This is a genomic window from Agriterribacter sp. (assembly GCF_035497235.1).
In the GTDB taxonomy this organism is placed as follows: domain Bacteria; phylum Bacteroidota; class Bacteroidia; order Chitinophagales; family Chitinophagaceae; genus Agriterribacter.
Genome location: NZ_DATJEB010000003.1, coordinates 15,825 through 39,239 on the forward strand (window position 1 = coordinate 15,825; position 23,415 = coordinate 39,239).

Here is a 23,415-nt window from a genome sequence, read left to right on the forward strand (position 1 = left end):
CGATGGCAAACAGTGTCTATAATATCAACAAAGGAATCAATAAAAGCATTGAGTTCAAAGGTTTAAAAGCACAATACATCTGGTATCTCGGAGGCGGATTGATCGGACTGCTGATATTTTTCGCAGTGATGTATATCACCGGTATAAACACCTTCATTTGCCTGGGTATTATACTGGTCGTTGGTGGGTTTCTCTTTAACTATATCTATAAGCTCAGCAACACCTATGGCGAATATGGCATGCTGAAAAAAATCGCACAAAGAAATATCCCCGGAAAAGTAAAATCCAATAGCAGGAAAATATTTCAGCAAATCAAAGCCGGTACTTCATTTCAAAAAAAACATCATCATTAATGGAAAAAAATCTTCATACTATTTTACCCATCAAAGGTGTCGAGCATGATTGCATCCTCTCCAGAACAGGTGATGTAACAGTAGCTTACGAGGTGACGCTGCCTGAAATTTTCACACTATCTGACCAGGAATATGAAGCGTTTCACCAGGCATGGATCAAAGCTATCAAAGTACTGCCCCGGCAATCTATTTTCCATAAGCAGGATTGGTTCATTGAAAGTAAATATAGCCCGGACTTTTCAAGAGATGACACCAGCTTTTTATCCATGAGCAGTGAACGATTCTTTAATGAACGGCCCTATTTGGATCACCGCTGTTATATTATGCTGACCAAAAAACCGGCTAACCGGAAAGCATCAAGTTCTTTATTCTCTACCCTGCTGCGTAATTCTATTATACCCGAGGAAACATTGAAGCCACAACTGTTGCAGGATTTTTTAGATAGTTGCGGACAATTTAAACGCATACTGGAAGACAGCGGATTTGTGCAATTAAAAAGGTTGACTGATGATGAACTACAAAGCCAGGAAAATAAAGCCGGGTTAATTGAAAGGTATTGCTTTCTATCCGATAGCAGCAGCGACCTGCTGATCAAAGACATCAGTTTTAAGGATGATTTCAGGGTGGGCAATCTTCATTGCCAGTTGTACACTCTTGCAGATGCGGTGGATTTACCCGCATTATGTGGCTCACGCATCAACTATGATAAGTATAGTACCGATAAAACAAAATTCAGCATTGGGTTTGCATCTGTATTAGGGCAGTTACTTCCGTGCAATCATATCTATAACCAGTATGTATTTGTAGATGATGCACAGGCAACGATTAAAAGGCTGGAAAGCAAAAGGCTCAGGCTTCAGTCCTTATCGGCTTATTCAAGGGAAAATGCCATCAGCCGGGATGCGACCAATGATTTTTTAAACGAAGCGATCAGCCAGCAGCGATTACCGGTTAAGGCGCATTTCAATATCCTGATATGGACGGATGAAAAGGAAAAACTAAAGGATGCAAAAAACCTGGTATCAAGTGCCCTTGCCCAGATGGATGCGGTACCGAAGCAGGAGCTGTCGGGGGCGCCGCAGATCCACTGGGCGGGCATACCAGGAAATGCTGCTGATTTCCCAATGAATGACACGTTTGACACATTTGCAGAACAGGCTTGTTGCTTTTTGAATTTAGAAACCAATTACAGAAGTTCCATCAGTCCGGTTGGCATCCGGTTGGGCGACCGGCTGACAGGAAAGCCGGTACATGTGGATATCAGCGATGAGCCGGTTAAAAAGGGCATTTGTACTAATAGAAACAAATTCATCTTAGGGCCATCTGGTTCAGGCAAAAGCTTTTTCACCAATCATATGGTGCGCAGTTATTATGAACAGGGAACGCATGTGGTGCTGGTAGATGTCGGGCATAGTTATAAAGGGCTTTGCGATATGGTGAAGGGATACTACTTCACTTACTCAGAAAAAAGCCCCATCAGGTTCAATCCATTTTATATCGGCGATGGGGATACACTGGACACGGAAAAGAAAGAGAGCATCAAGACGTTGTTGCTCGCACTGTGGAAAAAGGACAATGAAACCTTCGGTCGCTCTGAATATGTTGCCCTGTCCAATGCCCTGCAAACCTATTATGATCATCTTGACAAGAATAAAGACCTGTTCCCTGGTTTTAATTCATTTTATGAGTTCCTGCAAAAAGAATTCGTCGCCATACTGGAAGCAGATAAAGTAAAAGAGAAAGACTTTGACGTTACCAACTTTCTTTACGTGTTACGTCCTTACTACAAAGGTGGCGAATTTGATTACCTGCTGAATGCCACGGCGAACCTGGATTTATTGCAGCAGCGCTTTATCGTCTTTGAACTGGATAACATCAAGGATCATCCCATTCTGTTCCCGGTAGTAACCCTGATCATTATGGAAGTATTTATTTCCAAAATGAGAAAGCTAAAAGGGATTCGCAAGATGATACTGATCGAAGAAGCCTGGAAGGCTATTGCCAAAGAAGGCATGGCAGAATACATCAAATACCTTTTCAAAACAGTCCGGAAGTTTTTTGGAGAAGCCATCGTGGTAACACAGGAAGTAGAAGATATTATTTCCTCACCCGTAGTAAAGCAAGCCATCATCAATAACAGTGATTGCAAAATATTGCTGGATCAAAGCAAGTATCAAAACAAATTCGATCAGATACAGGAATTATTAGGGCTAACCGAAAAAGAAAAGGCATTGGTGCTCTCGGTCAATAAGGCTAATGATCCTGCCCGTAAGTACAAGGAAGTATTTATCTCGCTGGGTGGTATGCTATCGAGGGTTTACAGGACTGAAGTATCCCCCGAGGAGTATTTAGCCTACACAACGGAAGAAACGGAAAAAGTAAAACTGATGCAATACGCTAAAAAGTACGGTAGTATTCATCAGGGGATTACGGCATTGGCGGAGGAAATCAGAAACAGGAATTAGGTATTAAAAATTACAGGCTTGAAACAACGATTTCAAATAATAGTAATTGATCTGCCATGGAAAAAAAAGAAAGGTGGAGTGCGAAGAATAAGACCGAATCAAACCAGGGAATTAAACTATAGCACTCTATCAACGGAAGAAATTTTTAGGTTATTGGATAAGGAAATATTTGTTAATGCTGGTAACCCGCATTGTGTTTTTATGTGGACCATTGAACAGTATTTGCTGGAGTGTGAAGGTTATATGAAGGAGCGGAATTATAAAAGACATTGCCGGTTTATCTGGGATAAGACCAATGGAGTTGCCCCCGCTTTCACTGTGCGGTTTTCCCATGAATACCTGATTTGGTATTATAAGCCACATCTGCTTCCTGTTGCAAAAGAAACGCGGGGAAGTTTCAGAACTGTATTTACGCAAAAAGCAAGGGAGCATAGCAGGAAACCGGACTTCGCTTATGAAATGATCCAACGATTGTATCCGGAGCTTAGAAAGATTGATGTTTTTAGCAGGGAGAAAAGGGATTTGTGGGAACAATTTGGGGATGAGCCAAATTACTTTATACGGGAGTAAAAAGATATAACAGGAACACCAGGGTTAATTCATTTTAAAAAAATAACAAGATGAAAAAAATAGTATTGATAATTATACTTAGTGTTGGTTTATCCATTGCTCCTACCACAAAAAGTCATGCGATAGTATGGGTGGTGGTGCAGGAAGCCATAAAAGCGGTGATCAATGCAATGGACCTGGCTGTACAGCGATTGCAGAATAAAACCATCTGGCTTCAGAATGCACAAAAGACCCTTGAGAATACCATGTCCAAATTAAAACTGGATGAAATAACGGGTTGGGTTGAAAAACAAAGGAACCTTTATAAAGATTATTTCGATGAATTAAAAAAGGTCAAAAGTCTTATTGCCTATTACCAGCGAATAAAATCCATTACAGAGAAACAACTCAGGCTGGTTGAAACCTACAAACGGGGCTTTGCATTATTTAAAAGAGATAAACATTTTTCTGTCCGGGAAATTCAATACATGGGCCAAGTGTACACAGGTATTATCAATGAGAGCCTGAAAAACCTGGATCAGATATTCTTAGTTATTAATTCTTTCTCTACACAAATGACCGATGCCAAAAGATTGGAGATCATCAATGCAGCGGCGGACAGGATTGACCAAAACTTTACAGACTTACAGCAATTCAATACACAAAACCAGTTACTGAGCCTGCAAAGAGCGAAAGATCTCAGGGAAATAGAAATCGTGAAAGCACTATATGGTATTCAATAAATAAAGTGGCCATGAAAAAAATGATAACTATCATATTTATGTTGGGTTTTGCTATTTGCAGCCAGGCACAGTCTTCGCAGATCAAGCTTTATATAAAACAAATAGCAGCCAATAAAATATACATAGAGTACCTGCAAAAAGGATACAGGATCGCAAGGAAAGGACTTACACTGATTAGCAACATAAAGAATGGAGAATTAAACCTGCACCGTGATTTTTTTAGTTCACTAAAAGGCATTAATCCCAAAATAAAGAACATGTCCCAGGTAGCTGACATGATTACTGCACGGGCAAAAATCTTCGGTACATATAAAAGCAGTTTTAAAAAAATATTGGACAGCGACCAGTTTACTCCATCCGAGATTGCGTATATCCATGCTGTTTTTAAAAAGCTGCTGGATGATACGGCTGCTTCGCTGGAGGAGTTATTGACGCTTATCACTGCCGGCAATTATCAGATGAGTGATGATGAACGGATAAAAAGAATTGAAGAATTATATACCGGTATGCAGGACAACTGTGGATTTGTACAAAAATTCAGTAACGAAATACTCGTATTGGGAGCGCAACGGATGAAAGAAAAACAGGATGTGGAAACCAGCAGGGCATTGTACGGCTTGCCTCAACAGCCCTGATCTAAACTATCATTAAATAACTGAAGATGAAAAAAATAGTGATAATACTTGTATTGGTCATTACCAGCTACAAGTCTCCGGCACAGTATAAGGAAATCATGCAACTGGCACTTAACATAGAAAAGCTGGCGCAATTCAAGCAAATCCTCACCGATTTAAAAAAAGCTTACGAGATATTGAACGGGGGTTATAATACCATTAAGAACATATCTAAGGGAAACTTCAGTTTGCATAAAACCTTTCTGGACGGGCTACTTGAAGTAAGCCCTGCTGTAAAAAAGTACCGGCGTGTAGCAGACATTGTTGATCTGCAGCTACTATTGGTAAGAGAATATAAGTCCGCTTATAACCGGTTTAAAGCTGAAGCCAGCTTTACTCCGCAGGAAATTGAATACATGGGGAAGGTCTATAAAAATCTTTTTGAAGCCAACCTGAAAAACCTTGATGATCTGTTCATGGTAGTTACGGCAAAAAAACTTCGCATGTCGGATGATGAAAGATTGAATGCTATTGATAAGATTTTCACCGAAATGCAGGACAAGGTTGTTTTCCTGCGACATTTCAACAGCAGTACTTCCTTATTAAATATACAACGCAGCAAAGAGCAGCAGGATGTGGACGTGCTGAGAAAGTTATATGATGTACCCAAACCCTGATCAGTTTTAAAGCAGTAACATGAAAAAGCATACAAGGATATTTTTACTACTGGCAATGATTTGTTTTCCGGGGATGCTTCTTGCCCAGGATCTGACGGATGAAATTCACAGCCTGCATTCGGTGCTGGATAAATTATATGATGATATGATACCCCTTTGCAGTAAGCTGATCGGCGTGGGAAGAGGCATTGCAGGATTTGCGGCTACCTGGTATATTGCCTCAAGGGTTTGGCGTCATATTGCCAATGCAGAGCCTATTGATTTTTATCCCCTGTTCAGGCCATTTGTTCTCGGCTTTGCGGTTATTATATTTCCCTCGGTGCTGGCCATGATCAATGGCGTTATGAAACCGACTATTTCCGGTACCGAAGATATGGTAGCCGGTTCTGACAAAGCCATTGCAGCACTATTAAAACAAAAAGAAGAAGCGATAAAAAAAACGATCTACTGGCAAATGTATGTAGGTGAATCAAGTGAGGGTAACCGCGACAAATGGTACCAGTACACTTTTGATGAAGCACCCGGGGAAGAAGGATGGCTGGAAGGAATCGGCAATTCTGTTCATTTCGCTATGGCCAAATTGAGTTATAATATCAAAAACTCCATTAAGGAATGGCTGAGCGTAGTGTTAAAAGTTTTCTATGAAGCTGCCGCACTTTGTATCAATACTATCAGGACATTTCATTTGGTTGTATTAGCCATCCTTGGACCGCTTGTATTTGGCATTGCCGTTTTCGATGGGTTCCAGCATACACTCACTGTATGGATTGCCCGCTACCTGAATATCTTTTTATGGCTTCCGGTCGCCAATATTTTCGGGGCAATCATGGGCAGGATCCAGGAGAATATGCTAAAGCTTGATATCAGCCAGATACAGGAGCAGGGTGATACCTTTTTTAGTTCCACTGACATCGCTTACCTCATTTTTATGATTATCGGAATAGCAGGCTATTACCATGTGCCCAGCGTAGCCAATTATATCGTCAATGCCGGTGGGGCCAATACGCTTTTACAAAGAGTGAGTTCAGGTTTTTCCAGGTCTGTTACAACAGGAAGGAATATTGTAGTAGCTGCGCCGGGCATGGCTGTTGACGCATTGGGTAATGCTGCGTCAGCGATGAGTCAGAGCATGGCAAGCCAGGGCACCACCAGTGGATATTTTAACGATGATAAAAGTTCTTCCGGGAATTATATGCGTGATAAATTAAAAGGATAGGCAATTATGTTTAGACAAATGAAAAATATTGATACTGCCTTTAAGTATGTCCGTGGATTCACACTGCTGATCATACTGGTAAGTACCGGGCTGTGTTGCTATTCATTATACAAAAGCTTTCAACTGGTAACCAATATCCAGGATAAGATTTACATTTTGGCCAATGGCAAGGCACTGGAGGCTTATGCGGCAGAAAGAAAAGATAATATACCGGTAGAGGCAAAAGATCATGTAAAAACCTTTCATCACTTCTTCTTTACCCTTGACCCTGACGAAAAGGTAATTCAATCCAATATCACCAAAGCGCTTTACCTCGCTGATCTATCTGCAAAAAGGCAATATGACAATTTAAAAGAAAGCGGGTATTATATCAATATCATCTCAGGTAATGTAAGTCAAACGATCAATGTGGATAGCGTAGTTGTGGATATCAACCAGTCTCCTTATTATTTCAGGTGTTATGCTACACAAAGGATTATCCGGACTACAAGTGTTGTCGCCAGGAGTTTGATCACAACAGGTTATTTGCGTAACGTATCACGGTCAGACAACAACCCGCATGGTTTTTTGATCGAGCGATGGCGAACAATTGAAAACAAGGATATAAAAATTCAAAACAGGTAAGTCATGTTTGGATTATTTAAAAAAGAAAAAAAGTTGCCTGTCTCCAAAGTTCATAAAGGGCAGGAAAGGATTGCTGATGCTCTTGTCAGTAAGACCTTACGTTTTCAAAAACGCTGGGCTGATTTTATGCAGGGATGGAGTGAAAAATTCTCAATACGGTCTAAACGGCTCATCCTTGTATTGTTCTGTTTGTTTACAGGAGGATATAGTGTTTTGGTGTTGGTGAACAGTATTACCGGGAAGGACAAGCATATATTTTCCGTAACCCGGATAAAAACATCAAAAAACATTACGCATACCGGTGATGAAAGTACAAAACCCTCATCCATCGTATCAAAACGTGCATATCGAAACATTGTTGAGTTTCGCAGGTACATGGATAGCCTGTACGGTAGCAAACAGGGAAAGAGAATCGCCGACAGTATTATAAATGCGCGACCAGGGTTGATTGATAGTATTTATCAGCTTGAACGCATCTATCAATTGCAAGCCCCGTATGAAAAAGACAATAAATAAATACCGTTAAATAAAAATAAAACATATGAAAGATATACAACAGCCGCAAGCATTCCTGCGAAAGCGAAAAATGTTACTGGCACTACCTCTTTTGATTATTCCTTTCATTACAATGGCTTTCTGGGCATTGGGCGGTGGAAAGGGTTCCGATGCCCAGGCAGCTATGAATACCCGGCAGGATGGGCTTAACCTTAATCTTCCCGGTGCTAATAATAGAGAAGATAATTCACTTGATAAGCTTGGGTACTATGAAAAGGCTGCAACCGATTCTGCGAGGCTGCGGGAATTAATAAAGAATGACCCTTATTTCAACAAACAGATTGAACAGGAAAAGGAAGATACCATTGCGGAAGAAACTATAGAAGAAGTCATACTTCCCGGTAATAAATCCTATTTATCCGGCGAACTCAATGCCTCACCATATGGCAGGAAAGCGTACAGTGACCCTAATGAAGAAAAAGTATACCAGAAGTTAGATCAGTTGAACCGGTCTTTGAATGAGGCGACCACGGGTAATGAGCAAGAAGAAATCTATTTGCCCGAACACCAACAAGCCGGGTTACCTACTGAAAACGTTGACAGGCTGGAACAAATGATGCAGATGATGACGCAAAATGCTACGACAGAAGACCCGGAAATGAATCGGCTTAGCGGCATGTTGGATAAGATCCTGGATATACAGCACCCCGAACGAATGAGGGACAGATTGAAAGATCAATCAGAAAAAAGCAGGGACCAGGTATTTGTTGTGACCAGCGATGCACCAAAAAGCAATATCAGCTTATTGGACACGTCACGAATAATTGCACCAACAAAGGCTACAGGTTTTTTTGGCTTGAATGATGAAATGGCTGTCGTTGTTTCACAAAATGCTATTGAGGCAGTAGTACATGAAAACCAAACGCTGGTTAACGGTGCCGTTATTAAAATGAGGTTGCTCAATGATATTTATATTAATGGTCATCTCATTGGCAAAGACAATTTTGTATTTGGCACTGCTTCACTTAATAATGAACGTCTAAACGTTGAGATAAACTCGATCAGGGATCAGAATTCCTTATATCCCGTTAAGCTGGAAGTATTTGATATGGATGGATTACCTGGTATTTATATACCCGGAGCTATAACCAGGGATGTAGCCAAACAATCTACCGACAATGCTCTGCAGTCAGTCGCCTTAAATAACCTGAATCCATCTATCGGCTCCCAGGCTGCCAGCGCAGGTATCGAAACGGCTAAAACCTTACTAAGTAAAAAAGTAAAGCTGGTGAAAGTGCAGGTGAAAGCCGGCTATAAGATCCTGTTGAAAGACAAAAACACCCAACAATAATTTTTACTATTAAAGCTATACACATGAAAAAATTACTATTACTGGTTTGCGGATTCATCTTACTATCCGACTCTCATGCACAAACAAAAGAACTTAACATAGCCACGGATAAAACAATCAGCCTGGTCTTTCCTTTCCCTGTCCGTCATGTTGACCGGGGAACAAGGGATATACTCGTCCAACAGGTAAAAGAGGCAGATAATATCTTACTTGTTAAAGCTGCGGGGAAAGAATTTGTACCAACTAATCTGAGCGTAATAACGCAGGATGGAAGTTTGTATTCCTTCTCTGTGCTATATAATGCAGATCCTGTCCAGTGGATATATAAATTGCCAGCCAATACTAAAGTTTCAATAGCAACCTACTCCAACGGGGTGCTGGATAACCCGGCAACCATGAGCGGCATCAAGGATCATAAATGGGATATGGAAGCGGCAATTACAGGTATCTATATCAAGGAAAATGTGATGTACTACCAGTTACGGCTAAAAAATTATAGCCCTATTGATTATGATATTGATTTTCTCCGGTTCTATATCCGGGATAAGAAGAAGGGAAAACGGACCGCTACGCAAGAGAATGAATTAAAGCCATTGTATATAGCCGGTAATATCCGTCAGGTCAAAGGAAATGACCAGGGTACACTTGTTGTTGCGTTGGATAAGTTCACCATTCCGGATGCAAAATACATGGCGGTGGAGATCAACGAACGTAACGGCGGAAGACACCTGTTGATGAAAATAAAAAATAGCAGGATCATCCGGGCCATTCCTTTACCAGACCTGCATTAAATAATAATGGAAAATGATTATCCCATATCACGGAACATCCTGGATGCTTTTGACATGGCCGGTCTGATGAGAAAGATGGCAAAAGCTGACTGGTATTATGAATACACCGATGATCCCGATGTTTGGGACCGGGGAAGGAAGGAAATTAACGGTATACGGCAGGACCTGTTAGTGATTTCCAAAATGCCAAACGGTTTGCATACCGCCAACTATTTATGGGAAGCTTATGTACCTGTGTACTCTATTAATAAACCTGCATTCCTTATTGAACAGGAACTAAATATTTCTTCATTTCAAAATAATAGTATCATGAATGAAAAAAATTTCGATTACCTCAGTAATCAATTAAAGTATTCCGGATTTGGCGAAAGCCATACCGAAGAGTTAAAAACAAAAATACAGAAGGGGCAAACTGACTTTGTCATTCCACATCAACAGGAATTTGGAAATGACAGCACAGCGTCCGTTCTCCATTTCAAAAAATCTGGTGAATCAGACATGTATTTTTTTAATAAGTATTCTCTTGCCGTTAGCAAAGCCAACAGTCCTGATGTTGCCCAGCAAACATTTTATATAAATAACAAGGAGGATAATATTACCCTTAAAGAAGCCTATAACCTGATGCAGGGCCGTGCGGTTTATAAGAAATTATCCAACAAGGAAAACGAAAAATATAAAGCATGGGTACAACTTGATTTTAAGGAAACGGATGGCAACAGCAATTTCAAGTTGAAAAAATTTAACGAGAATTATGGCTTTGATCTGGTAAAAGAATTATCAAAACATCCTATCAGGGAACTGGAAACCCCCAAGTACAAAGAATCTCTTATTGAATCCCTGCAAAGAGGCAACCGCCAGTCAGTAACGTTTTCTTCGCCTGACAAAGAAGTAAAAATGTTCATTGAAGCGTCGCCCAAGTTCAAATCGTTGAACCTGTATGATAATAACATGAAACGCGTGCTGTCCAATTCACTGAATGGAGAAAGCAAGGGCAGTGAACAGTCCGTTAAACAGGAAGCAAAAAAGGAAAGCACCAAAGGAGATGCGGAAGAAGGTGGTCCGGCAGAATCATCGCAAAAGAAACCGCGACGAAAAAGACAATCTATTTCATAAAAAGAGAACCTGAGTATTAAGTGACAGAGATAGAACATATCAATGCGTTTATAAAATATGCGGCGGAAGACGGCCGCATCGCACCGGTTCATGTAAGCCTGTACTTAGCATTGTTCACTCAATGGTGCAATAATAATGTTCAGAACCCTGTTACCGCGTATCGCAACGAAATCATGCGGTTGGCGAAAATCTCCGGAAGAACGACGTATCAGAAATGCATCCAGGAATTACACAATTATGGGTATATAAGGTATGTGCCATCCTTTAATCCATTTCTTGGAAGCCTGGTGTATATGGCGCATTTCCCTGAATGCATTGCTACCATCACTATTAAAACTTAGCCATGCATTATTATATTATCGTTAAGGAAATTGAGTATTGCATTATGAAAGTCCGGCCGGATGACAGGGAATCTTTTGAGAAACACTACCAGGGCAAGATCCTTTTTGAAGCGGAAAGTATTGCGGAGTTGCTGGTTAAGTTCTCTGAAAAATTAAACGATAAAACACTCAGCCGAATGAATTAAAATAAAACCGTCTGAAAAGGAAGTGAGCGCTGCAGGAGTGCATCTTACCAGCGATAAGGCGGCAGGTAGGGATAGTCCCATGGATGAGGTCTTTAATAAGCCTCATCCATTATTAAACTAAAGAAACTTATATATCATGGCAGATTTAAAAAGGAGAACATTGACATTAATTACGGGAAAACAAATTAGGCTGTTTGGTAATAGCATTGCTATTGGAAAGTCACTGGAGGTGGGTGAAGGATACGCGCCGAATATCTTTTCCTGTACGTTGGATCAAACGATTGAAAAGCCGCTCGCTACGCCATCTAATCCACATAAGTTAACGGTTGAAGAAATAATGGATCTTGCTGATTATAATATCCAATTGTGGATGGATTTAAAAGCTAATATCCGGAAGTATGGTTTGGATAGCTCCAGAATATTTAATAGTGAAGCTTTGAAATAGGGATAACCTTATTTCAAAGTAAAATAATATTATCAGTTTGTCCCTCGCGTTTTCAATCCGTTCTTTTAAAAATATTGAGTAATATGATCAGGAGAAACGAATTAGCTATAATGAAAGCTATAGCTATTTGCCATAAACCTTATTTAAAGCCGGAAGAGGCATTGATTTATTGCAATCTTGGCCGGACTCAACTGGCTAAAAAATGTGATGAGTTTGGTGTATATAAAAATAGTAGCGGGTATTTCAAAAGAGAGGAGCTGGACCTGATGATGTCAGGTGGAGAATCTTTAATCGAGAAAGCGCTAAAGAAACACCGATTATAATAAAAAGAATACAAATAAAAATGCCGGCTTTTGATCCGGCATTTTTATTATTTGAATATCACTTCAGGAGGCGGCTCCATTTTTTCAGGTGAAGGCAACTTGGCAATTACAGCTTCCTGATCTTTAGGACGATGCCTTTTATAAGTAATTTCCACATACCTGGTGGAAGTATGTCCAAGTAACAGGGCAACGGTAGCTGAGTCTACTCTTTCATCCTGAAGAAGGATAGAAAAACTGAGTCTTGCCGAACTCCATGTGATGTATTTATCAATGCCAGCAATGTTGACCCATGCCGTCAGGATTTTATTAGCGCCATCCGCTGCAGGAAGTTTAAATACTTTTCCTGTTGGTTTCTCCCCTTGAAATCTTGCTTTCCTTTTGTCAAGAATGGCTTTCGCAACTGGATGCATGGTGAGTACAACAGGTTCACCTGTTTTTGCCTGTATAAGCTGGGTTTTAATAGTATCCGCGCCTATATCTGACCAGTCCAGGAGTTTAATATCCACCCATCTTAATGCGGTATAACAGCAAACAATATATCCTTCCCGTACTTCCTCGTTCAAACAAGGCGTTCTTAATAACTTGAGGTATTCTTCTACTTCCAGATGTTGCTTTAATTTTCGTTTTTTACCTGCTTTAGCTTTTATTTCATCTACCGGATTGATGCGAAAATAGCCCTGCTTGGTAGCTGCACGGATCATCCGCTTGAACTCGGAAAAATAATTCATCGGTGTATCACCGTTAAATTTTCCGAGTAGATAATTTCTATACCGCTGGCATAGCTCTTCTGTTACCTCGATTGGGGCAAGCTGTTTTTTTCCTATAAAGGTTTTGAAATGATTGAAGCTGCATTGCAGATGTCTTTTTCCTTTACGCACATTCTTTTTAGTGAACTCTTCAAAGAATTCAAGGAAGTTTTGTTTGTACCGGTGAGCCGGTATGTAGCCGGTTCCGATGGACTGACGATCTAAAACAAGTTGAGATCGTTTTAATTCCAGGATTGTCAGCGATTCCTTGTTGTGGTTCTTTTCAATTTGTGATTTGGGTTTGGCGTAGGTAAAAATGCCTGCGCTCATTTTATCACTTGAACCACGTCCCCATATAAACCGGTAGTAAATTTTCTTTCCGTTGGCAGATAGTCTTTCCTCTATAATCATAGTAATTTTGTTTATGGGCTATGCCACAAACAAGACACCAAAAGTGTGGGAACAACTGTGGGAGCTTTACGGGAACAAAACAGTGAAAATAAGCGTAAAAAAGTGGCAAAAAAAAGCGTGTTAAAAATTAGAAACCCCTGAAAATCAACGATTTAAAGGGGTTTCTCAGTGCCCAAGACTGGATTCGAACCAGCACGCCGTTTCCAGCGCTACCACCTCAAGGTAGTGCGTCTACCAATTTCGCCACCTGGGCAGGTATTGTTTTTAAAGCGGTTGCAAATGTAATGCTTTTCTACTATTCAAATACAGCCTGCACAGATTAAACAGGGGTGTTCAATTCTAAAAAATAAAAAGGTAGTAAACAAAATAGATGTGGATAACTTTGTAATGAACTAAAAAACAAAGTGATACATACTATGCTTACTACCTTTTTTGCAGACATTGCTGATTTCAGACGTCCACAGGAACGAAGATACAAACTGCGTAATATACTGACCTTATCTGTTATTGCATATTTTATGCAATGCGAAATCCTACCGTGATATCAGCCGGTTTATCAAAATAAAATTTGAGATGATTAAACAAGATTTGTCATTGAACTGGAAAACTCCTCCGGCCTATACTACTGTTTGTAATATCATTCAGTGAGTGGATAAAGAAGAACTGGAAGCTGCTTTTCGTGCATTCACGCAGTCCATCACCCATTACGGTCAGGAGGATAGGCAGATGATTATCCCTATCGCTGTTGACGGCAAAACCCTGCGCCATAACTTTGACCATTTTGAAGATCAGAAAGCCATGCAGAAACTGATGTTTTTTGATACGGAGCAATCATTGATATTAGGACATATGGCTATTGTACAACTTAAGGACAATCAACCCACCTTACTGGAAGATGTACCATGCCTGATCAAAACACAGGTACCTTGTGATGTGCATAAACAAAAACCCCATAGCGGTCATGGTCGTATTACCAACAGAACGACTATGATCTATCAACAGAACCTGACTGATTTCATTATACATTATAGACGATGATTGGGCTGCCTGTATTAAAACCGTTGTACAGGTACACCGTTCTACCAATGGCTTTGATACAAAAACCAAACAATACATCAACCGCCAGGAAACAGCATTTTATCTGTCCAATCACCGCCTTGAAAATGCTGAAATATGCAGCCGGTATGTAGTGCAGCATTGGGGCATTGAAAACAAAAACCATTATGTCAGGGATGTGGCTTTACACGAAGGTGCTTCACGTATCAGGGAGAATCCATATATTCTATCGGTACTTATGAGTACAGCCATGAATATCCTTAGAAAAAATAAAATCCTCAATATTAAAGCAGAAATATACGAAAATGCCCTTCATTGGGCAAGAGTCTTTAGTTATCCACCGGTTGCTTAGAATTGAACAGCCCTGGCTGGGAAGGAGGGGGAGGCAAATATTTTACCTATTTTCGCCTCAACCCCTTAATTTTAAGCCATGAGAATTGTGTTCTTTTGTGTTTCATGTATGATAACGGTGGCGCTGATTATCTGCCTCGGTACTCCCACCTTGCTGCCGCTTCCCCTGGGCAGTTTTTTAAGTCCCCAGCATGGTATATGGCAAAATGCGGAACCAATAAAACAGAATTTTAAAGCTAAGTTCCGGTTCCCCGGGCTTAAAGGAAAGTCCACGGTATACCTTGACGATCGTTTGGTGCCTCATATAGTTGCGGATAATGATGAGGACGCCTGTTTTTTACAGGGATACCTGCATGCCCGTTTTCGTTTATGGCAAATGGAATTTCAAACCTATGCGGCGGCAGGACGTATCAGTGAGATTGTTGGGGATAAAGCGGTGAATTTTGACAGGGGCAGGAGAAGGCTGGGAATGGTATATGCGGCGGAAAACATGCTGAAGGAAATGGAAGCCAATCCCATTACCAAAGCGCAGGTGGATAATTATACAGCGGGAGTAAACGCATATATAGCTGCATTGCCTGAAAGCCGGCTACCGGTAGAATATAAGTTATTAGGGTACAAACCCGAAAAATGGAATAACCTTAAAACCGCGCTTTTTGTAAAGCAGATGGCTCAAACGCTGTCGGGCTTTTCGGATGACCTGCCTTTAACACAAGCCAAAGCTTTTTTTGGCGATGCAGCCCTGCGCGTTCTTTTTCCACAGGTAAATGATTCACTTGATCCTGTTATACCCAAAGGCACGCTTTTCCCCCCGGCTTCTGTTACTCCTGTTGCACCTGCACATGCCGATTCGGTATACATTAATAATATGGCCGGCGCCCTGCAGGAAATAGAAAAACCCAATCCTGCCAACGGCAGCAATAACTGGGCGGTAAGCGGCTCACGAACACAAAGCGGCGCACCTATACTTTGCAATGATCCGCATCTTGATCTGTCGTTTCCGTCCATCTGGTACGAAATGCAGGTAATTACACCCACTATGAACGCTTACGGTGTAAGCTTTCCGGGAGCGCCGGGCATTATTATCGGCTTCAACGATAGTATTGCATTTGGCTTTACAAATTCAGAAAGAGATGTAATGGATTATTATGCGATACAGTTTAAAGATGAAACCAAAACACAGTACAGGTTTGATAGTGGCTGGAAAAACAGCCAGCTAAGAATTGAAGCGATTAAAGTGAAAGACAAGCCGGTGGTATATGATACGGTTGCTTATACGGTTTTTGGACCGGTTACATATGATGAAAGTTTTCCTTCTTCTGCAAAACCTGGCGCAGCATTGGCTTTACGCTGGAAAGCGCATGACCCTTCGAACGAACTCCTGACATGGTATTATTTAAACCGCGCTAACAATTACGAAGATTATAAAAATGCGTTGCAATACTTCACCAACCCGGCGCATAATGTTGTTTTTGCGTCCAAAGCCGGCGATATCGCCATCTGGCAGCAGGGTGTTTTTCCCGCATTGTGGAACAGGCAGGGCTTGTATGTAATGCCGGGGGAAGATAGCAGCTATATGTGGCAGGGGTTTATTCCCCGGGATGAAAACCCGCATATCCTTAACCCTGAAAGAGGATTCGTGAGCAGCGCCAACCAGCGGCCGGCCGACAGTACCTACCCTTATTTTATTCCGGGTTATTACGATCTGTACAGGGGCATCGCTATCAACCGGAAATTGCATGCCATGCAGAACATTACGCCGGATGATATGATGAAACTGCAAAACGATAATTATAATGTATTTGCGGAAACAGCCAGACCCTTATTGCTGAAATATATTAACGACAGCAGCCTGAATGAAAATGAAAGGAAATATCTTGATTTAGTAAGCGGGTGGTCGCTTTACAACAATGTTAATGAAAGAGGCGCTACTATTTTTAAGTTGTGGTACGCTAATCTTGAAAAGCAGGTATGGGATGATGAATTTGAAAAAGCCGGTGTTGCCGGGCTGCGTCCGTCCGATAAAACATTAACAGAAGCTTTACTGCGCGATACTGCCTTTACATACATTGATAATATTAATACGCCCGGGCATGAAACCATTGCGGATGTAATAACCAGTGCTTATAAGCAGGCTGCAAAAACCGCGGACTCGCTCAGCGCTGTCAATCAGCTTACCTGGGGCGTCAATAAAAATACATCCATTTATCATTTGCTGGGCGCCGCCATGATGCCTTTTGCAAGAACAGGATTGCCTGTAGGAGGAGGAACGCATATCATTAACGCTATGCAGCACAATCATGGTCCCAGTTGGCGCATGGTGGTTGAATTAACAAATGAAACCGGGGCTTATGTTGTATACCCGGGCGGACAGTCGGGAAACCCCGGAAGTCCTTATTACGACTCGTTTGTAGATAAATGGGCGGCAGGTGAATATTACAAAGCATGGTTTATGAAAAGAGGCGAACAGGAAGGAGATAAACTGGTGTGGAAAATGGAGTTTGGCCGTGAGTGAATGGTGAGAAGTGGATGGTGAAACAGCGCGGTCGGTACGCGATGAAGGAGCGTAGACCGCTGGGTAGTGAATAGTGAATGCATCAATGAGTTATCAGGCAATCGTTAGTACGCTCAAGCTGAAAGCCGAAAGCTGACGGCTAAGAGCTACCAGTCAACTACAAATCAATCAACAATCAACAACATGAAGTTTATAGTTTCCATTATACTAACCGCATTGCTGAGTTTTGTAGCCTGCTTGTACCTTCCGTGGTGGAGCATTGCGATTGTATCTTTTTTAATACCCGTCATTATCATTCAAAAGCCTTACCTGGCCTTTATAACCGGCTTTCTTGCGCTTTTGTTGCTGTGGGGCGCACTCGCCTGGTGGATCAGCGCAGCCAATGATCATTTGCTTGCGCATAAAATTGCCGTGCTGGTAATAAAAGCCGACAGTCCGTTATTGCTGGTTGGTTTAACGGCTTTGATTGGGGGGTTGGTAGCGGCATTTTCGGCGCTCAGCGGTTCCCTGCTCCGCCGGCTGTTCTGAATGGTTTTGTAATTTCATTTACGTGCAAAGCCTTATTTTCGTCACGGAATGTTGTTACATGAAAAAATTTTCGCTCCTTATTATTTTTCTTACCGGTTTTCGTTTGCTTGCGCTGGCTGTTCCTGTTATGGGAATAGTAAAAGACAATAACGGGAATCTCCTTCCATTTGCTTCGGTAATAGTTAAAGGTGGCATACTGGGTACTACGGCTAATAATGAGGGGAAGTATATATTGAACCTTCCTGCAGGCAGCTATGTGCTGCAATGCATGCATGTGGGATATAAGATGGCGGAGAAGGAAGTTACAGTAGCGCAACAATCTTTGCAAATTGATTTTACACTTCTTTTGCAGGAACTCACGTTAAAGGAAATTGTTATCGGCGATGGCGCGGAAGATCCCGCCTATGAAATTATCCGCCAGGCTATAAAAAAGCGATCCTTTTATAAAAACCAGGTAAATGCTTTTCAATGCCAGGTGTACATCAAGGGGCAGCTCAGGCTGCAGGATTATCCTGCAACCATATTTGGACAAAAAGTTGATTTTGCAGACGGCGATACGGGGAAAAATAAAATGATCTACCTCTCCGAAACTATTGCTACCTATTCGTTTCAGAAACCCGAAAAGGAAAAAGTAGAAGTTACTTCCACCAGGGTAAGCGGCCAGACGGAAGGTTTTGGATTCGGGAGTCCGCGATACGTTACTTTTTACGATAATAATATACAAATCAGTAACGCGCTTAATCCGCGTGGCTTTATTTCTCCCATTGCAGAAAATGCCCTTAATTTCTACCATTATAAATTCATGGGCAGCTTTACCGAAAACGGAAGGCTGATCAATCATATAAAAGTTACGCCCAAACGGACTTATGAACCCCTGTTCAGCGGTTATATCAATATTGTTGAGGATGAGTGGCGCATTCATAGCGTGAACCTGCTGCTTACCAAAAAATCGCAGATGGAGCTGGCCGACACATTGCGTATTGAGCACCTGTACGTACCCGTTACCAAAGAAGTGTGGATGATTCACAGCCAGGTAGTGTATCCCGCGGTTAAAATGTTTGGGTTTGATGCCAAAGGAAGCTTCATTACCGTGTATTCGGATTATACGCTTGATCCGAAGTTCGAAAAAAATTTCTTCAGCAATATCATTCTTGCATATGATACCGCGTCTAATAAAAAACCACGCACTTACTGGGATACCGTTCGGCCGGTACCGCTTTTGGATGATGAAATAATGGATTACCTGAAAAAAGACAGCCTGGAGATCGTACGGCGTGATCCCCGGTACCTTGATTCAGTTGACAGGAGAAAGAACAGGTTTACTCCTGCGGGTATTTTGCTTTTCGGACAAACATTCAACAGGCAAAGCAAAAAATCATCGTTCAGCTATCCGCCATTAATTGAAATAACCAATTTCAATACGGTAGAAGGATTTAATATCAATTTGGGTCCAACCTATTCCAGGAATTTTACAGCAAACCGGTCTGTTTCCATTACGCCCACAGTGCGTTACGGATTTACCAACCGGCACCTGAATGCCGATGTGGCTACGCGGTATACTTTCGGAAAAGGGCGTATAAATTCGATTGCGCTTGCAGGAGGTAAAAAAATATTTCAAATCAACAATGATAACCCGGTAAAGCCCATCGTTAATTCTTACAATACCCTGCTTTTTGGAAGTAACTATTTGAAAATTTATGAGGCGGGGTTTGCAGAAATAGTATATACAAGAGGGGTGGGAGAGGGTACCACTATAAAAGCCAATATCGGTTACCAGGACAGAATTCCATTAGCGAATACAGATGATACCTATTGGGGTAAAGCCAAAAATATTGACAGGCGAACACCCAACTACCCGGTAGAACTTGTTTCAGGAAATTTTCAACCGCACCAGGCTTTGTTTGCGGCATTTACCGTTAGTTACCGGCCCGGCACTAAGTATATACAGTTGCCCGAACGGAAAATTAACCTGGGCTCCAAATATCCAATGTTTACTGTAAGTTACGCTAAAGGTATAAGTGGCGTACTGGGCAGTGATGTAGATTATGACCGCTGGAAATTTTCTGTAAAGGATGATATTAATGTAAAGCTGGCAGGTATGTTTGATTATAACATTTCAGTAGGCGGCTTTTTTAATACCCGCAGGCTGGAGATACCCGATTACCAGCATTTTAATGGTAACCAGATGCTTGTTGCTACAGAATACCTCAACAGTTTTCAGTTGGCGCCTTATTATGCCCGCTCTACCACCGAAAGCCTGTATGCTACATTGAATGTGGAGCATCATTTTAACGGATTTCTCACCAATAAAATACCTTTTATTAAAACGCTCAACCTGCATCTTATAGGTGGCGCTAATGCGTTTGTGGTGAATAAAAATAATTATTATTATGAAGCCTTTGGCGGTATAGAAAACATTCTTAAAATTATAAGGATTGATTATATATGGGGTTTAGGCAACCAGGGATTTCAGAGTTCCGGGCTTCGCATTGGTTTCAGGGGAGCATTGGGAGGAAATTGAGTGAAGAGAGTAGTAAGTGGTAAGAAGTGAGAAGTGAAAGAAAGGTGAAACGGGAGACGTGAAATGAGAAAGGTGAGACGAATGAATAGTGTCTTGATAGCCCTTGTTAGTACACTTTGGCAGACTGCTGAAGGCTGATAGCTGATTGCAGCTATAACTTGTACCCTGCAACTTGTATCCTGTAACCTGGAACTGGAAACCCCAAACTTCCAAACTCTCCCTATCTTTGCGCCGTTTAAGAAGTTTTGTTCGTCATGCAAACGATCCATTCCGCCTCGTAGCCGGGATATAAAATTTCAATCATTATGGCAGTATTACACAATCGCGTTTCTCAAAAGGAACTGAAGCAGCTTATGCTTCAGGAAACAGCACCCCGCACCACCCTTTCCTTTTACAGGTATTTTAGAGTAAATGACCCGCAGCAGTTCAGGGATGAATTGTATAAGGCACTGGATGCTTTAAAAGTATTTGGCCGCATATATGTAGCTCACGAAGGCATTAATGCGCAGGTAAGTGTGCCGCAGTCGCACTTTGATGCATTTCGTACTTATTTGTATTCCGTAGCGGGTTTGGAAGATGTGCGTTTGAATATTGCCGTGGATGATGACGGAAAATCTTTCTGGGTATTAAAAATAAAGATCAGGGAAAAGATCGTAGCGGATGGTATTTCTGATCCGGATTTTGATATGAGCAAAAAAGGGAAATATGTGGATGCAGAAAAACTGAATATTTTGGCGGAGGATTCGGATACCATCATCATTGATATGCGCAATCATTACGAATATGAAGTGGGTCATTTTGAAAATGCGATAGAAGTACCCAGCGATACATTCAGGGAACAATTGCCCATGGCAGTTGAAATGATGCAACCTTATAAAGACAAGAACATAATCATGTATTGCACCGGGGGCATCCGCTGCGAAAAGGCAAGCGCTTATATGCTGCACAACGGCTTTGAAAATGTATTTCACCTCGAAGGCGGTATCATTAATTACGCAAGAGAGATAAAAGAGCGCAACTTAGAAAGTAAATTCACCGGGAAGAATTTCGTGTTTGATGACCGTTTGGGAGAACGCATAACCGAAGATGTTATCGCCCATTGCCATCAATGCGGAAAATCCTGCGATACCCATACCAATTGTAAAAATGACGGCTGCCATTTGCTTTTTATTCAATGCAAAGAATGCGCAGAAAAATATCATGGCTGCTGCAGCGTGGAATGCAGTACGGTATACCAGCTTCCGTTGGAGGAACAAAGACAATTGCGCAAAGGAATAGATAAGGGACGGCATATTTTTAATAAAGCTAAAGCAAGGCTTAGACCCAGGCTGTGGGAGAGAGGGTAAGGTTACAGGTTACAGGTTTCAGGTTACAGGGTTCGGGGAAATTCATTAAGATTTTGGATAGCCCATTGCATATACCTGTTTACCTTTTTGCTCAAAGCTTCATAACGGCTTTTAATTCATCCTAAACATCTTTATCCATTAGTGAATGCGTTTCAAAAAAAATCTAAATAAATCATGGTCTCACCACATTCGGCATGAGCGTATATAAGGTATTTAAGAAAATCTGCTTTATGATTTTCTTCTGCCGTAGCCTTCTACTATTGTTGATGTTACGGATTTTGAAGAACGTCTTATTTGGGAGCCTTCCTCATACAATTCAAATTTTGGCAACGTCAACGTGATCTTATGAATGTCAATTGCCAATTGTTTTGATTCTGCATATATCTGCAGATCATGGCAATTTTTCATGGTTAAATATTTCAAATACAAAACAAACATTTTGGTTGTATTGTGTATTTCCCTGCACCTTGCACCCTGTAATCTGCAACCCCTCCCTGCAACTTGCAACTTGTAACCGCTTTACTCCTTTCCAATCCATTTCAAACAAACCGGCTTGCCCACTTCAATGCGGTTACCCGTATCTGTTAGCAACCCTGTTTGCGCGTCTCTTTTAAAGATCACAATATTGTCGCTTTCCTGGTTGGCGGCTAATAAATAATTGCCTGAAGGATCAATACTAAAATTCCGGGGGATTTCTCCGAGGGATGACTGGTGCCCGGCTAAAGTAAGCATTCCGTTCTCCTGGTTAATGGTATAGATAGCAATGGTATTGAATCCGCCCCGGTTGGAAGCGTATAAAAATTTTCCATCAGCGCTTACATGTATGTCGGCGCTGCCAATAAAGCCTGTGTCATTAGCCTGCACCGAAGCAATATGCTGTATAGGTTTTAGTTTTCCGTTACTGTATTGAAATACATCTACCGCGCCGCCCATTTCTTCCACCAGGTAGGCGTATTGGTTATTGGGATGAAAAGTAAGGTGCCTTGGTCCGCCACCGTCCTTTATTTTAGCATAGGGCTGCAGTGCGGGCTTCAGCTTGCCCGTTTTTGAATCGAAAGCATAGATCATTACCTTATCAATACCCAGGTCGGGTACAAATAACCATTTATTATCCTTCGAAAGTATAGTACAGTGTACATGCGGCTTTGCCTGTCTTTCTTTGTTTACACCGGAACCCCTGTGCTGTATGGTAGTAGTGGCTTTGCCCAATTCGCCGGATGCGCTTACGGGCAGTACGGAGAGTGTTCCACTGCTGTAATTGCCGGCAATTATCCATTTGCCTGTTTTGTCTACCTGGATATAACAGGGCGCATCGCCGCCGGACAATTGTTTGTTGATTGCAGTGAGTGTACCTGTTTTTTTATTGAATGAAAAAGCGCTCACTTCACCGCCGTTATCATTGTTCCCGTTCTCATTTGTGGCGTAAACAAATTTTTCATCGGGCGAAACTGCCAGGAAAGACGGGTTGGAGGTTTTAATATGGCTGACGGCTTTATAGCTTCCGTCACTGCTGTTGAACTCAAATACATAAATGCCTTCACTTTTGCCACCGGTATAAGTGCCGGTAATAAGATAATGCAGGGGGTTGGATTGTGTCATGCCGGTAAAAAATAAAGCGGATAATAAAATAGTTAATGCGGTAGATTTTATTTGCAT

At 41.5% G+C, this 23,415-nt stretch carries 24 protein-coding genes and 1 tRNA gene; 21 read left to right on the forward strand and 4 right to left on the reverse strand.

Annotation, left to right across the window (positions count from 1 at the left end; translation table 11 throughout):
* Positions 1-2 precede the first annotated feature (2 nt).
* From VL121_RS00245 to VL121_RS00320, 16 genes are all read left to right on the forward strand, one after another.
* Positions 3-353 (forward strand): DUF4133 domain-containing protein, encoded by a 351-nt coding sequence (locus VL121_RS00245; protein ID WP_325400968.1) that lies wholly within the window; start codon positions 3-5, stop codon positions 351-353.
* The gene (locus tag VL121_RS00250; protein ID WP_325400969.1) at positions 353-2,818 is read left to right on the forward strand and encodes a TraG family conjugative transposon ATPase; all 2,466 of its coding nucleotides are present in this window, start codon (positions 353-355) and stop codon (positions 2,816-2,818) included. The genes VL121_RS00245 and VL121_RS00250 overlap by 1 nt, the downstream gene beginning before the upstream one ends.
* Positions 2,819-2,836: 18 nt before the next feature.
* Entirely contained in the window at positions 2,837-3,388 is a 552-nt protein-coding gene (locus VL121_RS00255) for an MT-A70 family methyltransferase (RefSeq protein ID WP_325400970.1), read from the forward strand.
* A 50-nt stretch (positions 3,389-3,438) separates the two neighbouring features.
* Positions 3,439-4,110: a conjugal transfer protein TraI gene (locus VL121_RS00260; protein ID WP_325400971.1), complete on the forward strand. Its 672-nt coding sequence runs from the start codon at positions 3,439-3,441 to the stop codon at positions 4,108-4,110.
* Positions 4,111-4,121: 11 nt separating this feature from the next.
* Complete coding sequence (locus tag VL121_RS00265; RefSeq protein WP_325400972.1) at positions 4,122-4,745, forward strand: hypothetical protein; 624 nt, start codon at positions 4,122-4,124, stop codon at positions 4,743-4,745.
* 26 nt (positions 4,746-4,771) lie between these two features.
* Positions 4,772-5,401, forward strand: coding sequence for a TerB family tellurite resistance protein (locus tag VL121_RS00270; RefSeq protein ID WP_325400973.1), 630 nt, complete (start codon positions 4,772-4,774; stop codon positions 5,399-5,401).
* A 19-nt stretch (positions 5,402-5,420) separates the two neighbouring features.
* On the forward strand, positions 5,421-6,617 hold the full coding sequence (gene traJ / locus VL121_RS00275; RefSeq protein ID WP_325400974.1) for a conjugative transposon protein TraJ: 1,197 nt from the start codon (positions 5,421-5,423) through the stop codon (positions 6,615-6,617).
* Between the two features lie 6 nt (positions 6,618-6,623).
* On the forward strand, positions 6,624-7,241 hold the full coding sequence (gene traK / locus VL121_RS00280; RefSeq protein ID WP_325400975.1) for a conjugative transposon protein TraK: 618 nt from the start codon (positions 6,624-6,626) through the stop codon (positions 7,239-7,241).
* A 3-nt stretch (positions 7,242-7,244) separates the two neighbouring features.
* Positions 7,245-7,757: a hypothetical protein gene (locus tag VL121_RS00285; protein ID WP_325400976.1), complete on the forward strand. Its 513-nt coding sequence runs from the start codon at positions 7,245-7,247 to the stop codon at positions 7,755-7,757.
* A gap of 25 nt (positions 7,758-7,782) precedes the next feature.
* Complete coding sequence (gene traM / locus VL121_RS00290; protein WP_325400977.1) at positions 7,783-9,087, forward strand: conjugative transposon protein TraM; 1,305 nt, start codon at positions 7,783-7,785, stop codon at positions 9,085-9,087.
* 23 nt (positions 9,088-9,110) lie between these two features.
* A complete protein-coding gene (gene traN, locus VL121_RS00295) occupies positions 9,111-9,878 on the forward strand; it encodes a conjugative transposon protein TraN (RefSeq protein WP_325400978.1) in 768 nt (255 codons plus the stop codon).
* Positions 9,879-9,884: 6 nt separating this feature from the next.
* A complete protein-coding gene (locus VL121_RS00300) occupies positions 9,885-10,991 on the forward strand; it encodes a hypothetical protein (RefSeq protein WP_325400979.1) in 1,107 nt (368 codons plus the stop codon).
* A 20-nt stretch (positions 10,992-11,011) separates the two neighbouring features.
* On the forward strand, positions 11,012-11,332 hold the full coding sequence (locus VL121_RS00305; protein WP_325400980.1) for a hypothetical protein: 321 nt from the start codon (positions 11,012-11,014) through the stop codon (positions 11,330-11,332).
* A 2-nt stretch (positions 11,333-11,334) separates the two neighbouring features.
* Entirely contained in the window at positions 11,335-11,517 is a 183-nt protein-coding gene (locus VL121_RS00310) for a hypothetical protein (protein WP_325400981.1), read from the forward strand.
* Between the two features lie 136 nt (positions 11,518-11,653).
* Positions 11,654-11,962, forward strand: coding sequence for a hypothetical protein (locus VL121_RS00315; protein ID WP_325400982.1), 309 nt, complete (start codon positions 11,654-11,656; stop codon positions 11,960-11,962).
* Between the two features lie 83 nt (positions 11,963-12,045).
* On the forward strand, positions 12,046-12,285 hold the full coding sequence (locus VL121_RS00320) for a hypothetical protein (RefSeq protein ID WP_325400983.1): 240 nt from the start codon (positions 12,046-12,048) through the stop codon (positions 12,283-12,285).
* Between the two features lie 47 nt (positions 12,286-12,332).
* Here the strand turns inward: VL121_RS00320 and VL121_RS00325 are convergent, their stop codons facing one another.
* Positions 12,333-13,442 carry a site-specific integrase gene (locus VL121_RS00325; RefSeq protein WP_325400984.1) on the reverse strand — a complete coding sequence of 370 codons (1,110 nt, stop codon included), beginning with the start codon at positions 13,440-13,442 and terminating at the stop codon, positions 12,333-12,335.
* A 169-nt stretch (positions 13,443-13,611) separates the two neighbouring features.
* Positions 13,612-13,695, reverse strand: a tRNA-Leu gene (locus VL121_RS00330).
* 395 nt (positions 13,696-14,090) lie between these two features.
* Here VL121_RS00330 and VL121_RS00335 point away from each other — a divergent pair.
* From VL121_RS00335 to trhO, 5 genes are all read left to right on the forward strand, one after another.
* Positions 14,091-14,480, forward strand: coding sequence for a hypothetical protein (locus VL121_RS00335; RefSeq protein ID WP_325400985.1), 390 nt, complete (start codon positions 14,091-14,093; stop codon positions 14,478-14,480).
* Positions 14,481-14,928: 448 nt separating this feature from the next.
* Complete coding sequence (locus tag VL121_RS00340) at positions 14,929-17,364, forward strand: penicillin acylase family protein (RefSeq protein WP_325400986.1); 2,436 nt, start codon at positions 14,929-14,931, stop codon at positions 17,362-17,364.
* Positions 17,365-17,547: 183 nt separating this feature from the next.
* Positions 17,548-17,892: a hypothetical protein gene (locus tag VL121_RS00345; RefSeq protein WP_325400987.1), complete on the forward strand. Its 345-nt coding sequence runs from the start codon at positions 17,548-17,550 to the stop codon at positions 17,890-17,892.
* Positions 17,893-17,950: 58 nt separating this feature from the next.
* A complete protein-coding gene (locus VL121_RS00350) occupies positions 17,951-20,413 on the forward strand; it encodes a DUF5686 and carboxypeptidase regulatory-like domain-containing protein (protein WP_325400988.1) in 2,463 nt (820 codons plus the stop codon).
* Positions 20,414-20,718: 305 nt separating this feature from the next.
* Positions 20,719-21,759 (forward strand): oxygen-dependent tRNA uridine(34) hydroxylase TrhO, encoded by a 1,041-nt coding sequence (gene trhO / locus VL121_RS00355; protein ID WP_325400989.1) that lies wholly within the window; start codon positions 20,719-20,721, stop codon positions 21,757-21,759.
* Between the two features lie 228 nt (positions 21,760-21,987).
* On the opposite strand, the gene VL121_RS00360 is transcribed toward trhO, so the two are convergent.
* The gene (locus tag VL121_RS00360) at positions 21,988-22,167 is read right to left on the reverse strand and encodes a four helix bundle protein (protein ID WP_325400990.1); all 180 of its coding nucleotides are present in this window, start codon (positions 22,165-22,167) and stop codon (positions 21,988-21,990) included.
* A gap of 111 nt (positions 22,168-22,278) precedes the next feature.
* Positions 22,279-23,415 (reverse strand): lactonase family protein, encoded by a 1,137-nt coding sequence (locus VL121_RS00365; RefSeq protein ID WP_325400991.1) that lies wholly within the window; start codon positions 23,413-23,415, stop codon positions 22,279-22,281.

Excerpts from the sequence above, each read along its gene's own strand:
- VL121_RS00340 (WP_325400986.1), top strand. The coding sequence starts at position 14,929 with ATGAGAATTGTGTTCTTTTGTGTTTCATGTATGATAACGGTGGCGCTG.
- VL121_RS00315 (WP_325400982.1), top strand. The coding sequence starts at position 11,654 with ATGGCAGATTTAAAAAGGAGAACATTGACATTAATTACGGGAAAACAA.
- VL121_RS00310 (WP_325400981.1), top strand. The coding sequence starts at position 11,335 with ATGCATTATTATATTATCGTTAAGGAAATTGAGTATTGCATTATGAAA.
- VL121_RS00350 (WP_325400988.1), top strand. The coding sequence starts at position 17,951 with ATGAAAAAATTTTCGCTCCTTATTATTTTTCTTACCGGTTTTCGTTTG.
- traM (WP_325400977.1), top strand. The coding sequence starts at position 7,783 with ATGAAAGATATACAACAGCCGCAAGCATTCCTGCGAAAGCGAAAAATG.
- VL121_RS00365 (WP_325400991.1), bottom strand. The coding sequence starts at position 23,415 with ATGCAAATAAAATCTACCGCATTAACTATTTTATTATCCGCTTTATTT.
- traN (WP_325400978.1), top strand. The coding sequence starts at position 9,111 with ATGAAAAAATTACTATTACTGGTTTGCGGATTCATCTTACTATCCGAC.
- VL121_RS00265 (WP_325400972.1), top strand. The coding sequence starts at position 4,122 with ATGAAAAAAATGATAACTATCATATTTATGTTGGGTTTTGCTATTTGC.
- VL121_RS00360 (WP_325400990.1), bottom strand. The coding sequence starts at position 22,167 with ATGAAAAATTGCCATGATCTGCAGATATATGCAGAATCAAAACAATTG.
- VL121_RS00250 (WP_325400969.1), top strand. The coding sequence starts at position 353 with ATGGAAAAAAATCTTCATACTATTTTACCCATCAAAGGTGTCGAGCAT.
- VL121_RS00260 (WP_325400971.1), top strand. The coding sequence starts at position 3,439 with ATGAAAAAAATAGTATTGATAATTATACTTAGTGTTGGTTTATCCATT.
- VL121_RS00245 (WP_325400968.1), top strand. The coding sequence starts at position 3 with ATGGCAAACAGTGTCTATAATATCAACAAAGGAATCAATAAAAGCATT.
- traK (WP_325400975.1), top strand. The coding sequence starts at position 6,624 with ATGTTTAGACAAATGAAAAATATTGATACTGCCTTTAAGTATGTCCGT.
- VL121_RS00345 (WP_325400987.1), top strand. The coding sequence starts at position 17,548 with ATGAAGTTTATAGTTTCCATTATACTAACCGCATTGCTGAGTTTTGTA.
- VL121_RS00270 (WP_325400973.1), top strand. The coding sequence starts at position 4,772 with ATGAAAAAAATAGTGATAATACTTGTATTGGTCATTACCAGCTACAAG.
- VL121_RS00300 (WP_325400979.1), top strand. The coding sequence starts at position 9,885 with ATGGAAAATGATTATCCCATATCACGGAACATCCTGGATGCTTTTGAC.
- trhO (WP_325400989.1), top strand. The coding sequence starts at position 20,719 with ATGGCAGTATTACACAATCGCGTTTCTCAAAAGGAACTGAAGCAGCTT.
- traJ (WP_325400974.1), top strand. The coding sequence starts at position 5,421 with ATGAAAAAGCATACAAGGATATTTTTACTACTGGCAATGATTTGTTTT.
- VL121_RS00285 (WP_325400976.1), top strand. The coding sequence starts at position 7,245 with ATGTTTGGATTATTTAAAAAAGAAAAAAAGTTGCCTGTCTCCAAAGTT.
- VL121_RS00325 (WP_325400984.1), bottom strand. The coding sequence starts at position 13,442 with ATGATTATAGAGGAAAGACTATCTGCCAACGGAAAGAAAATTTACTAC.
- VL121_RS00320 (WP_325400983.1), top strand. The coding sequence starts at position 12,046 with ATGATCAGGAGAAACGAATTAGCTATAATGAAAGCTATAGCTATTTGC.